Raw genomic sequence first — 12,383 nt, 5'->3', positions numbered from 1 at the left:
TTCAAGGAGAATTCGATGATTGCACTGAAGTTGCGACAAGTATTGCGGATGACGGCCGCGTCGACGGCCGTGCTCGGCGCTTTGCTGGCGACCGCGCCGGCCCATGCCGACGAGACGCGCCTGCTCCAGTCCTCGTCCGCGCGCGTGCCGGCCGTCGCGGTCGGCCCGCAATACGACACGACGCACGTGTGCGTCGCGCCGGAAGATTTCGACCGCTTCACCGACAGCTTCGTCGCGACGTTCGGCGGCAAGAAGTCGCAGCAGGGCGTGTTCCAGGTCACGCCGACGCCGAGCCAGACGATGTCGCAGCTGGTGCTGACGCCGGTCGGCACGATCTCGGTGTTCGGCTTCAAGACGCCGATCCCGTATCCGTTCTGCGAGGAGCGCACCGGCTATCTCGTCACCGACATGGACGTCGCGGTGAAGTCGGCGCGCGCGCACGGCGCGGACGTGATCGTCGACACGTTCCCCGACCCGATCGGCCGCGACGCGATCGTCCGCTGGCCGGGCGGCGTGAACATGCAGCTGTACTGGCACACCCAGGCGCCGAAGTATGACCCGCTGCAGACGGTGCCGGAAAACCGCGTGTACGTGTCGCCGGAAAGCGCGAGCAAGCTGGTGCACGACTTCGTCGCGTTCTCGCGCGGCAAGGTCGTGTCCGACGTGCGCAAGGCGCCGGGCATCGAGATCGGCCGGCCGAACGACACGTATCGCCGCATCCGCATCGAGTCGGGCTTCGGCAAGATGACCGTGCTGGCTACTGACGGCCATCTGCCTTACCCGTTCGGCCGCGAGATGACCGGCTACGAAGTGCAGGATCTGGCCGCGACGCTGAAGCAGGCGCAGGCAGCGGGCGTGACCGTGCTGGTGCCGACCTTCACGTCGGACGGGCGCGATGCGGCGCTCGTGCAGTTCCCGGGCGGCTACGTCGCCGAGATCCACGCGCGGTCGAAATGATGGACCGCCGGCCGATGAGACGGGCGTGGCGGGGCGTGCTGCCGGCCGCCGTGCTGGCGGGCGGCGTCGCGACGTACGCCGGGACGGCGGCCGGCGCCGAGGAAGCCGCGGCGGCCGATGCCGCGGCGCCGGCCTCGACCGCCGGCGCGACGTGCACCGCAAAGCGCCCCACGTTGCTGTTCAATCGCTGGCAGGAAGACTGGTCGGTACTCGCGGATCCGTGCGTGCCGCGCAAGCCGCTCGATGCGCTGAAGTACATCCCGCTGGGCGCCGACCCGTCGACCTACCTGTCGCTCGGCGCGAACCTGCGCGAGCGCTTCGAGCTGAACAACGCGCCGCTGTTCGGGCTCGGCGCCGCGCATGACGACAATTACGTGATCCAGCGCGCGACGGTGCACGCGGATCTGCGTTATGCCGGGCATTTCCAGGCGTTCGTCCAGTTCGTCGATGCGCGGCCGTTCGGCAAGGATACGGTCGGCCCCGTCGACAAGGATCAGCTCGATATCGAGCAGGCGTTCGTCGCGTATGTCGACCAGGTGGGCGGCGGCACGCTCAAGACCCGCATCGGCCGGCAGGAGATGGCGTTCGACTTGCAGCGGTTCGTGTCGGTGCGCGACGGGCCGAACGTGCGCCAGGCGTTCGACGCGCTGTGGGCGAACTACGAAATCGGCAAATGGCGGCTGATCGGCTATGTGACGCGCCCGGTGCAATATCGCAACGACGCGGTGTTCGACGACGTGTCGAACCGGCACCTGAGATTCGACGGCGTGCGCGTCGAGCGCAGCGGCACGGGCCCCGGCGACCTGTCGGCCTACTGGTCGCGCTATACGCGCGACAACGCACGTTATCTCGCCGGAGCCGGCACCGAGCGGCGCGACGTGTTCGACATGCGCTACGCGGGCAAATCCGGCCGGCTCGACTGGGACGTCGAGGCGATGCTCCAGACGGGGCACATCGGACAGGACACGATCGGTGCGTGGGCGTTCGGCGCGCTGGGCGGCTACACGTTCACGAAGACGGCGGGCACGCCGCGCATCGGCATCCAGGTCGACGGCGCGTCGGGCGACAAGCATCCCGGCGACGGGCGCATGGGCACCTTCAACCCGCTGTTTCCGAACGGCTATTACTTCACGCTCGCCGGCTACACCGGCTACAGCAACCTGATTCACGTGAAGCCTTCGCTGACGTTCAAGCCGGCCAGCACCGTGACGGTGCTGACCGCGGTCGGTTTCCAGTGGCGCGAGACGACGGCCGACGCGATCTACGGGCAAGGGATGTCGGCGGTGCCGGGCACGGCCGGCAAGGGCGGTTCGTGGACGGGCATGTATGCGCAGGCCCGTGTGGACTGGCTCGTCAATGCGAACGTGGCGCTGGCCGTCGAGGCCGTGCACTTCCAGGTCGCCAACTCGATTCGCGCGCTCGGTGCGCGCAATGCCGACTATGTCGGCATGGAAGCGAAGTTCGGCTGGTAACGCGGCGCGCCGCGCGGCTCAGTGCTGCGCGCGCGCCAGCGCCTCGACAAAATCGATGAACGCCGTGACGCGCTTCGAGCCGCGCTGATTCGGCAGGTAGAGCGCGGTGACGACCGAGCGCGCCGCATCGGGCGTGACGTCGTACTGTTCGAAGAGCCTGCGCAGGCGGCCCGACTGGACGTCGGCGTCGACCAGCCAGTCGGGCAGCAGCGCGATGCCTGCGCCGTCGAGCACGGCATCGCGCAACACCTCGCTGTGATTCGACTTCAGGCGCCCGGCGACCAGCACTTTCGTCGTGCCGTGCGCATCGGCAAACGTCCACGCCTGCTGGTCGCCGCCGAAGTGAAAGCGCAGACACCCGTGATCGACCAGCTCGCCCGGCACCGATGGCGTGCCGTGCGCGTCGAGGTAGTCGTGGCTCGCGACGACATAGCGCTGGAACGTGCCGAGCTGCCGCGCGACGACTTCCGCGGACGGCGCCGCTTCGCCGAGCCGGATCGCGACGTCGATCCGGCCGGCGACGAGATCGACGCGTTCGTCGGTGAGCTGCAGGTCGAGGTCGAGCTTCGGATAGCGCGCAAGAAATGCCGCGACGTGCGGCGCGATGCGGCGCACGCCGTACGCGACCGGCACCGACACGCGCAGCGGTCCGGACGGCTCGTCGCCGCGATCGGAAACCAGTGCGTCGGCTTCCGCGAGTTCCTCGAGCAGCCGCTTCGCGCGTGCGTAGTACACGGAGCCGGCATCGGACAGCGTGACCTGTCGCGTCGTGCGGTTCAGCAGCACGGTGCCGAGCGACGCCTCGAGCGCATCCACCGCGCGCACCACCGACGACGCCGCGAGTTCGAGGCGCCGTCCCGCGCTCGAGAAGCCGCCGGCTTCCGCTACTTCCACGAACGCGCGCAGCGCGGAGAATTTGTCCATGTCGTCGCCTTTGTGACTTCGTGTCTTCGTGCCTTTGTGCGCGCCGCAACGATGCATTGCGTGCCGTTCGCATTCTATCGTCGGCCCGCACGCGCTATCTTCCGGACTGCAATGTACAGGAAGGAGCCTGCGATGAAACCCCTCGAAGTAACGATGACCTACGACCTCATCTGCCCGTGGTGCTGGATCGCGGAGCACCGGCTCGCGGAGGCGCTTGACGAAGCCGGCCTGGCCGGCCACGTGAGCGTCCGGTTCGTGCCGTTCGAACTGAACCCGTCGATGCCGGCCGGCGGCATGGACCGCAAGGCGTACCGGAGCGCGAAGTTCGGCAGCTGGGCGCGCTCGCAGGCACTCGACGCGCACGTGGCCGAAGCCGGCCGGGCGGCCGGCCTCGTGTTCGATCATGCGCGGATCGCACGCACGCCGAACACGCGGCTTGCACACCGGCTCGTCTGGTTCGCTCAACAACGCGGCAGCGCGGTCGCGCTCGTCGACGCGCTGTTTGCCGCGTATTTCCGCGACGGCCGCGATATCGGCGACGCGGACGTGCTGGTCGAGATGGCGGCCGGCGCCGGTTTGCCGGGCGACGCGGTGCGTGCGTTCCTGGCGTCCGGCGAAGGGCTCGATGCGGTGGTCGCGCTCGAAGCGCAGGCGGTGCGCGAAGGCGTCGCGTCGGTGCCGTCGACGCGCATCGGGCTGTCGGTCGTCAGCGGCGCGCAGCCGGCCGCCGTCTTTCGCGATGCGTTGATTGCCGCGCAGCACGCGCGTGACCGGGCCGCCTGAATCCGGGCCGGCGCCGCCGAGGCCCGGCCTTCAGAACGATTCATGTCCCGCTCAGGACTATTGCGAATCCGGCCGGTAAGCTCGGTGTCGCGCGCATCCATGCCGGCTGGACCGGCAAGCCGGCGCGCGCCACGTCGATACGCAACCGGGGAACGGACATGAAGAACTTGAACTGGCGCGCGCGCGCGGCGCGCTCGGGCCGCATGCTGCTCATCGCGTGGTGCGCCGGCATCGTCGCATCGGTCGCGTTGGCCGGCGAGCCGGGCGGCGGGAACCAGGCCCCTGGCTTCTATCGGCAGAAGCTCGGCAACCTTCGGATCGTCGCGCTGTCCGACGGCACGCATCCGTTTCCGGTCGATACGGTCTTCCGCGATGTGTCGAAGGACGACATCCGGCGCGATCTCGATCGCGAGTTTCTGGAGCCGCCCGTCCAGGGTTCGATCAACGCGTTCCTGGTCGATACGGGATCGATGCGGATTCTCGTCGATACGGGCGCCGGCGTGCTGTATGGCGACTGCTGCGGCAAGCTGCTCGCGAACCTGCGCGCGGCAGGCTATGCGCCGGAGCAGATCGACGAAGTGTTGCTCACGCACCTGCACAAGGATCACGTCGGCGGCATTGCGTCGAACGGCAGGATGACCTTTCCGAACGCGGTCGTTCGCGTGAACGAGATCGAAGCGAATTACTGGCTCGATCCGGACAACAAGGCACAGGCACCGGCGTTCCTGGCGTCGTTTTTCGATGCGGCGGCCGCGTCGGTCGCACCGTACGTCGCGGCCGGACGCTTCAAGACGTTTCGCGGCGAAGCGACGCTCGCCCCCGGCATTCGCGCGGTGCCGCTGCCCGGCCATACGCCGGGGCATACGGCCTATCTGATCGAGAGCGGCGACGCCGGGCTGCTCGCGTGGGGCGACATCGTGCACGTCGCGGCGATCCAGTTGCAGGATCCGGACGCGACCGTCCAGTACGACAGCGATGCCGACGCGGCGCGCCGCACCCGGCGCGATACGCTGAAGCGCGTTGCGGACAAGCGTTATCTGGTCGGTGCCGCGCACATCGCGTTTCCCGGGCTCGGGCATTTGCGCAGGGACGGGGAGCAGTACGACTGGGTGCCGGTCAACTACGACGCGACGCCGCTTCAATGACGAGCATGGCGCGCGCGCGGCGGCCGTTTCAGCGCGACAGTTCGCGCCGCCATGCGCCCGGCGGATGGCCGACGATGCGCACGAACACGCGGTTCAGGTGGCTCTGGTCCGCGAAGCCGCAGGTGGCCGCGATTTCCGCGAGCGTCATGTCGGTCGTCTCGATCAGTTGCCGGGCGCGGATCACGCGCTGTTCGAGCAGCCATTGATGCGGCGTGCGCCCCGTCGTGCGCGAGAACGCGCGGATGAAATAGCCGCGCGACAGATCGCATTCGGTGGCCACTTCCTCGATCGACACGCCGAGGTTCGCCTTTTCCATCAGGAGTTCCTTGGCGAGCGCCGCCTTGGCCGGCGACAGCAGGCCCTTTCGCTGCAGGTCGCGCGCGTGCGCATTGCCGTAGCGGCATGCGAGATGCGTGCCGATCGCGAGCCCCATCTGCTCGACGAACAGCGTGTTCAGCGCGCCCGGCGCGTCGAGGCTGTTGGCGACGGCGTGCGCGAGATGGCCCAGCACCGCGTCCTGCACGTCGGGTGCGCAGGTCAGGCCGCCGATTTCCGTTCCGCCGTGCTCGCGGCCGAGGCGGTCGAGGTAGCTGCGCGACAGCTCGACGAGCAGGAAGTCGAATTTGCCGTACAGGTCGGCGCGGAAATTCCGGGAAAAGTCGCGAATGTAGATCGAGTTGTGCTGAAACCGCCGCTCGGATTTGCCGGCCCCGCCGTAGATCGTGCGCCGGTGCCCGCCATTCAGCGACACGCCGATCAGGAAGCCGCGATCGCTGGCCGCCATCTCGATGCGCTCGAATTGCTCGTCGCGCATGCATTTGCGGTGGAGCGTCAGGCCGCCGACCGACCTTTCAATATCCTTGGATAGCAGGCTCGAGATGCATCCGAGCGTGTCTTTCGGCGCCGCAGGCGGCGCGACGAGGGGGGCTGGCATGGTGGAGCAATCCTTCGATGGGGTATGGCGCGCGAGCATCCTGATTGCGTGCAGTGTATACGGCGCGCCCGACAGGCCCAAGATAACTTGAATAAATGTCCGCTGGCTGACGAAATGCATCGTGAGGGCCGAACCGCGCTGCGCCAGGCCCGGCCGGCGCATGAATGCCGCATTCCGATCGATCCTGCTCCCGTTGTATTCGCGCCGTCAGGCTTCCGCCGAGCGCCCAAGCGCCGGGTGTCAGCGCATTTTCCTTCAAGATTTTTGTATTTGCGGCGTTTACACTCGGCCCACTTTTTGAGACTTTGCGCCGGCCTGCAACGCAGGCCGGATGCGGACTCCCGCCCCGGTGAACCGCGCGTTCACATGGCGGTCATCGTGGGGAACCTGGAGGCGGCCATGATCCAGATCGGGAATTTGTCGGTGGATTTCGAGCAGCGCGACATTCGCCATCACGGCGCGTCGCTGCGTATCGGCGCACGCGCGCTCGACATCCTTGAAGTACTGCATCGCGCGAACGGTTCCGTCGTGTCGAAGGACGACATCATGGATGCCGTCTGGCCGGGCCTGATCGTCGAGGAAAACCGGCTGCAGGTCCATGTCGCGACGTTGCGCAAGGCACTGGGCGCGAATCGCGACCTGATCAAGACGGTGCCGGGCCGCGGCTACCTGCTGATCGCGCAGCCGCCGGTCGCGCACTCGGCGGCGCCGCGCGCGGCCGAATGTCCGCCCGAGGTTGCCGCTGCCTTTCATCCGGTTCCGCTGGTCGGGCGTCAGGCCGAGATCGAGCAGATCGTCGACATGATCGGACGTGCGCCGGTCGTCACGCTGGTCGGCGCGGGCGGCATCGGCAAGACCAGCCTGGCCAACCGCGTCGCGCACGAGCTGCGCGGCCGGTCCGGCGAGCGTGGCCTGTTCGTGGAGCTGGCCAGTGCCGCGACGCGCGACGACGTGCTGCTCGCGATTGCCGCGGAACTCGGGCTCGAGACGGACGGCGTGCCTGCCGCCGACCGTATCGGCGACGCGTGCGCCGCTTCGCGCGGCCTGCTCGTGCTCGACAACGCGGAGCACGTCGTCGACCTGGTGGCCGACCTCGTCGAAACGCTGACGTCGCGCGCCGCGCCGCTGCGCGTGCTGGTGACGAGCCGCGAGCCGCTTCATATCTCGGTCGAAGCCGTATTTCGCGTGGCCCCGCTGGCGGTGCCGGACGGCAGTGAGTCGGTCGACGAGATCGTGCGCCATTCGGCCGTCGAGCTGTTTCTGGCGCGGATTCGCGCCGCCACGCCCGATTGCGAGGTCGACGCGGCCGGCGTCAGGCTGATCGGCGACATCTGCCGGCGCCTCGACGGGCTGCCGCTGGCGATCGAGCTGGCCGCCGCGCGCGTCGCGACGCTCGGGCTCGAGGTCGTCGCGTCGCGACTCGACGACCGGCTGAACCTGCTGACGGGCGGGCTGCGCTCGGCGCTGCCGCGCCACCAGACGCTGCGAGCGACGTTCGACTGGAGCTACGTGCTGCTGGATGCGGCCGCCCGGTCGCTGTTTCGTCGCATGGCGTGCTTCATCGGCCCGTTTACGTTCGATGCGGCCCGCGAGGTGGCGATGGATCCCGGCATGTCGGCCGCCGCGATGATCGCGGTGCTCGGCGAACTGGTCGCGAAGTCGCTGGTGACCGTCGAGTTCGACGGCGCGCAGGCGCGCTACCGGTTGACGGAATCGACGCGCGCGTATGCGCTCGAGAAACTGCACAACGAGGGCGAATTCGAAGTCGTCGCCGAGCGTCATGCGCGCTACGAACGCGAGCAGGGGGAAGCGCGGATGCTGACGCACGCACAAGCCGCGGACCTCGCGAGCCTGCGTCTCGCCGCGGGCGAGCCGGCGCCGCGCGAACCCGCGGCGGCCGAGCCGCACGCGCTGGAAGTGGACGCGCTGACGCTCGCGTTGCGGGAGCCGGCGCGGATGCGCGAATGTTCGATACCGGCGAGGCGAGCGCTCGACGCAATCGAGGCCGGGGCGGCCGAGGGCATCGATGCGGCGCGCGAAATGCGCTTGCGCGCGGCCTATGCGGCGGCGCTGCTGCATACCGATGGCGATACGCACACGGCCGCGGCGATGTGGGACCGGACGCTCGGTCTCGCGGGCCGGATCGGCGACGAGGCGTTCGACGCGCGCGCGCTGGTCGGGCTGTGGAACACGATGCTGACGCGCTCCGACATCCACGAATCGCTGCGCTACGCGACGCGCTTCGAGCGCGCCGCGGAGCGGCGGGGCGACCGGTCGCAGCGGCTGCTGGCGAACGCGATGGTCGCGACCTCGCTGCATTACTTCGGCGAGCATGCGCAGGCGCGCGAGCGGCTGGAGGCGGCGATGGCCGAACTGGCCGAGGTCGGCGAACCGTCCTGCGCAGAAGCGGTGCTTGGGGTCGACGTCGCGACGCTTGGCCGGACGATGCTGACGCGGCTCGTGTGGATGCAGGGCGACCCGGAATATGCGATGCGACTGGCGGCTCAGGCGGTCGAATGCGCGCGCCGCAGCGGTTCGGCGCCGGCATTGTGCGTGGTGCTCGGCGCCGCGGCCGTGCCGATTGCATTGCGCTATGGCGATCACGACGTGATTTCCGATTATCTCGGGACGCTGCGATCGACCGCAGAGGCGAACGGGTTCGACATCTGGCTCAGCCACGCGGAATGCCTTGCCGGGCAGTTCGACATGCAGACCGGGCATCCCGGTGCCGGTCTTGCGCGGCTCGAGCCCGCGCTGCGGCGCATCGAAGCGAGCGGCTTTCAGCGCGCGCTCGCGCCGCTGATCGTCGCGTACGCGGAAGCGCTGACGCGCACGGGCCGCGCGGCCGAGGCATGCACGAAGCTCGACGCGACGCTCGCGCGCTGCCGCACGCACGGCGAGCATCTGTTCGTGCCCGAGCTGCTGCGCGCCAGGGGGCTGGCGATGCTCGAACAGGCACGCACCGCCGATGCGGACCTCGCGATCGCGTGCGAAGCCGACGGGCACCGTCATCTGCTGATGGGGATTCATACCGCGAACGGGCAAGGGGCAGCCATGTGGGCGCTGCGCGGCACGCTCGATCTCGCGGATCACCTGATCGAGCGCGGACGGACCGGGCAGGCTTCGTCGCTGCTGGCCGGTCTGTCAGGGCATTTCGATCCGCAATCGCGTGCGTTCGACGTGCGCCGGCTGGCGCGCGTGCAGAACTTCGTCCGGCCGGAGACGACGCCGTCGACGGGCCGTACGCGGATGCGGCATGAGGCGGCGGATGCGATGCAGCAGGTGGCGTAACGGCGCGCCCGGCCCGCGCAGGACGCAGCCGCGCCATCGCGCCGCCGCCTGCCGGTCCGATCGATCAACGTTCAAGGGGAAGTGGATGGTCCGTGTATCGTCAATCCGGGTGCATGCCGCGTGCGGCCGTGTGCCGGCTTTCGGCGCAAACAGGAGGCCGGACGGTGCTTAAGGCGACGGAATCCGCCGAAACGGCGGACCTCATCGTATGCAACGGCAAGATCGCGACGCAGGATGACCGGCAGTCGTTCGTGACCGCGCTCGCGGTGAAGGACGGCCGGATCCTCGCGACCGGCAGCGGGCACGAGGTGATGCGCCATGCGCGCGCCGACACGCTGCGCATCGACCTGAATGGCCGCACCGTGATCCCGGGGCTGAACGATTCGCACCTGCACGTGATCCGCGGCGGCCTGAACTTCAACCTGGAACTGCGCTGGGACGGCGTGCCGACGCTCGCCGATGCGCTCTGCATGCTGCGTCGCCAGGTGCTGCGCACGCCTGCGCCGCAGTGGGTGCGCGTCGTCGGCGGCTGGACCGAATTCCAGTTCGCGGAAAAGCGCGGGCCGACGGCGGCCGAACTCAACGCGATCGCGCCCGACACGCCGGTCTTCATCATGCACCTGGGCGACAGCGCGCTGCTGAACGCGGCCGCGCTGCGCGCGATCGGCTATGGCCGCGATACGTCCGATCCGCCCGGCGGCGAGATCCAGCGCGATCGCCTCGGCAGGCCGACCGGCATGCTGATCGCGCGCCCGGACATGGGCATCCTGCATGCGGCGCTCGAGAAGGGCCCGAAGCTCGGCCACGACGAGCAGATGAATTCGATGCGGCACTTCCTGCGCGAACTGAACCGCCTCGGCGTGACGAGCGCGATCGACGCGGGCGGCGATTTCCAGGCCTATCCGGACGACTATGGCGCGATCATGGCGCTCGCGAAGCGCGGCGAACTGACGGTGCGCATCGCCTACAGCCTGTTCGTGCAGCATGCCGGACAGGAACTCGACGACTACGCGCGATGGGTAACGCTGGCGCGGCCCGGCGACGGCGACGGGTTCCTGCGGATGAACGGCGCCGGCGAACTGCTGGTGTATTCGGCAGCCGATTTCGGGAATTTTCTCGAACCGCGCCCCGATCTGCCCGCGGCGCTCGAGGCCGAACTGGCCGCGGTGGTCCGGCTGCTGGTGCGGCACCGCTGGCCGTTCCGGCTGCACGCGACCTACGACGAATCGATCGGCCGCTTCCTGAACGTGCTCGAAGCCGTGAACCGCGACATCCCGTTCGACGGGCTGCGCTGGTTCTTCGATCACTGCGAGACGATTTCGGATGCGAACATCGCGCGCATCGCCGCGCTCGGCGGCGGCGTGACGGTCCAGCACCGGATGGCGTTCCAGGGCGAGTACTTCATTGCACGCTACGGCGCGGAAGCGGCCGCGCGCACGCCGCCGATCCGCGCGATGCTGGCGGCCGGGCTGCCGGTCGGCGCGGGCACCGATGCGACGCGCATCGCGAGCTACAACCCGTTCGTGTCGCTGTACTGGATGGTGTCCGGGCGCACGGTCGGTGGCACGGCGCTCTATCCCGAACGCAACCGGCTCAGCCGGATGGAAGCGCTGCGCCGCTACACGGTCGGCAGCGCATGGTTCTCGAACGAGGACGACCGCAAGGGCGCGCTGGTGCCCGGCCAGTACGCGGATTTCGCGGTGCTGACGGACGACTACTTCACGATCGACGAGGCGCGGATCAAGTTCCTTTCGTCGGTGCTGACGGTCGTCGACGGCAAGGTCGTGCATGCTGACGACGAGTTCGCGCCGCTTGCGCCGCCGCCGCTGGCGGTCCGCCCCGCGTGGTCGCCGGTGGCCGAATTCGGCGGTGTCGGCGGATTCGGCCAGTGCCGTCCGGCCGCGCCGGCACAGCCGCGTGCGGCGGCCGACGCTGGCCCGGATGCCGGTTCCGTGCGCGGTTACGGGCGTCGTTTCGCGCAGTGCCTGCATGCGGCCGCGACAGAGTCCGTCAAGCAGTGCGAAGCATCCGGTCAACCCGGTGTCGTCTTTTAGGATGGCGTCGCTCAGCGGGCAGGCCGGCGCCCCCGGCGCGTGCCGCGCGATGAATGGACAATTTCCCGCCCCGGCGCGGGGCAGAAGGAGACGAGATGAATTCTGCGCACACGTGCGCATCGGCCCATGACGAAGTCGCCGGCGTTCGCATTCCCCGGACGCCGATGGCGATCGAAGCCGCCGAAGCGGCATGCGCGTCGCTGCCGCGGGTGATTACCGACCACGCGCGCCGGGTGTTCGTCCTCGCGTCGCTTGCCGCGCGACGTGCAAGCGAGACCTGCGATGCCGATACGCTGTACGTGGCCGCGATGTACGCGAACATGGGCTTGAGCACCGCGTATTGCCGCTCGACCGAGCGCTACGAGATCGACAGCGCCGATGCCGCGCAGGCGTTCCTGCTGCGCCATCGGATGCCGCAGCGCATGCGCGACGACGTGTGGCACGCGATCGCGCTGCACACGACGCCCGGTGTGGCCGCGCGCGTGTCGCCGCTTGCGCGCGTGCTGGCGTCCGCCATATCGACCGACCTGATGGCAACCGGCGTCGATGCGTATTCGGTCGACGCGCGGCGGGCGCTGCTCGCCGCGTACCCGCGAGGCGATGGGTTCGGCGACGCGTTTCTCGACGCGATCGCCCGCGGGGTCGCGCACCGGCCGGCGTCGACGTTCGGCACATGGAGCGCCGACGTGCTCGAGCGCGCCGATCCGGATTTTCACCGGCCGAACTTCTGCGGACGCGTGCTGGGCGCGCGCTGGAACGACGCGTGAGCGGGTCCGCCCGACGGGTTTGACGACGGTCGGCGACGGCCTGAGCGAGGCTGCAT

Annotated in this window: 9 protein-coding genes; 7 read left to right on the top strand and 2 right to left on the bottom strand. The window is 69.1% G+C overall.

Annotated features, from left to right (window positions below; translation table 11 throughout):
* The first annotated feature begins 15 nt into the window (after positions 1 to 15).
* Together BT264_RS14095 and BT264_RS14090 are read left to right on the top strand one after the other, a co-directional pair.
* A complete protein-coding gene (locus tag BT264_RS14095; protein WP_072438001.1) occupies positions 16 to 957 on the top strand; it encodes a VOC family protein in 942 nt (313 codons plus the stop codon).
* A 14-nt stretch (positions 958 to 971) separates the two neighbouring features.
* On the top strand, positions 972 to 2,429 hold the full coding sequence (locus tag BT264_RS14090) for an alginate export family protein (RefSeq protein WP_072438000.1): 1,458 nt from the start codon (positions 972 to 974) through the stop codon (positions 2,427 to 2,429).
* An 18-nt stretch (positions 2,430 to 2,447) separates the two neighbouring features.
* Here BT264_RS14090 and BT264_RS14085 read toward each other — a convergent pair whose 3' ends face one another.
* Positions 2,448 to 3,353, bottom strand: coding sequence for a LysR family transcriptional regulator (locus BT264_RS14085; RefSeq protein ID WP_072437941.1), 906 nt, complete (start codon positions 3,351 to 3,353; stop codon positions 2,448 to 2,450).
* A 132-nt stretch (positions 3,354 to 3,485) separates the two neighbouring features.
* Here BT264_RS14085 and BT264_RS14080 point away from each other — a divergent pair, with 132 nt between their 5' ends.
* Positions 3,486 to 4,136, top strand: coding sequence for a DsbA family oxidoreductase (locus BT264_RS14080; protein ID WP_072438002.1), 651 nt, complete (start codon positions 3,486 to 3,488; stop codon positions 4,134 to 4,136).
* 203 nt (positions 4,137 to 4,339) lie between these two features.
* On the top strand, positions 4,340 to 5,281 hold the full coding sequence (locus BT264_RS14075) for an MBL fold metallo-hydrolase (RefSeq protein WP_371287096.1): 942 nt from the start codon (positions 4,340 to 4,342) through the stop codon (positions 5,279 to 5,281).
* A gap of 28 nt (positions 5,282 to 5,309) precedes the next feature.
* Here the strand turns inward: BT264_RS14075 and BT264_RS14070 are convergent, their stop codons facing one another.
* Positions 5,310 to 6,215: a helix-turn-helix domain-containing protein gene (locus BT264_RS14070; protein ID WP_072437943.1), complete on the bottom strand. Its 906-nt coding sequence runs from the start codon at positions 6,213 to 6,215 to the stop codon at positions 5,310 to 5,312.
* 399 nt (positions 6,216 to 6,614) lie between these two features.
* Between BT264_RS14070 and BT264_RS14065 the strand changes: the two genes are divergently transcribed.
* The 3 genes from BT264_RS14065 (at position 6,615) to BT264_RS14055 (ending at position 12,327) form a co-directional block, all read left to right on the top strand.
* The gene (locus tag BT264_RS14065; RefSeq protein WP_072438003.1) at positions 6,615 to 9,506 is read left to right on the top strand and encodes an ATP-binding protein; all 2,892 of its coding nucleotides are present in this window, start codon (positions 6,615 to 6,617) and stop codon (positions 9,504 to 9,506) included.
* A gap of 164 nt (positions 9,507 to 9,670) precedes the next feature.
* Positions 9,671 to 11,560: an amidohydrolase gene (locus BT264_RS14060; protein WP_072438004.1), complete on the top strand. Its 1,890-nt coding sequence runs from the start codon at positions 9,671 to 9,673 to the stop codon at positions 11,558 to 11,560.
* A 95-nt stretch (positions 11,561 to 11,655) separates the two neighbouring features.
* Positions 11,656 to 12,327 carry an HD domain-containing protein gene (locus BT264_RS14055; RefSeq protein WP_072437944.1) on the top strand — a complete coding sequence of 224 codons (672 nt, stop codon included), beginning with the start codon at positions 11,656 to 11,658 and terminating at the stop codon, positions 12,325 to 12,327.
* The last annotated feature ends 56 nt before the right edge of the window (positions 12,328 to 12,383 follow it).

The organism is Burkholderia sp. NFPP32 (assembly GCF_900119325.1).
Classification (GTDB): domain Bacteria; phylum Pseudomonadota; class Gammaproteobacteria; order Burkholderiales; family Burkholderiaceae; genus Burkholderia; species Burkholderia pyrrocinia_C.
Note: the sequence above shows the minus strand (reverse complement) of the source record. Positions and strands in the feature narration are given on the sequence as shown.

Excerpts from the sequence above, each read along its gene's own strand:
- BT264_RS14070 (WP_072437943.1), bottom strand. The coding sequence starts at position 6,215 with ATGCCAGCCCCCCTCGTCGCGCCGCCTGCGGCGCCGAAAGACACGCTC.
- BT264_RS14080 (WP_072438002.1), top strand. The coding sequence starts at position 3,486 with ATGAAACCCCTCGAAGTAACGATGACCTACGACCTCATCTGCCCGTGG.
- BT264_RS14075 (WP_371287096.1), top strand. The coding sequence starts at position 4,340 with ATGCTGCTCATCGCGTGGTGCGCCGGCATCGTCGCATCGGTCGCGTTG.
- BT264_RS14090 (WP_072438000.1), top strand. The coding sequence starts at position 972 with ATGAGACGGGCGTGGCGGGGCGTGCTGCCGGCCGCCGTGCTGGCGGGC.
- BT264_RS14055 (WP_072437944.1), top strand. The coding sequence starts at position 11,656 with ATGAATTCTGCGCACACGTGCGCATCGGCCCATGACGAAGTCGCCGGC.
- BT264_RS14085 (WP_072437941.1), bottom strand. The coding sequence starts at position 3,353 with ATGGACAAATTCTCCGCGCTGCGCGCGTTCGTGGAAGTAGCGGAAGCC.
- BT264_RS14095 (WP_072438001.1), top strand. The coding sequence starts at position 16 with ATGATTGCACTGAAGTTGCGACAAGTATTGCGGATGACGGCCGCGTCG.
- BT264_RS14065 (WP_072438003.1), top strand. The coding sequence starts at position 6,615 with ATGATCCAGATCGGGAATTTGTCGGTGGATTTCGAGCAGCGCGACATT.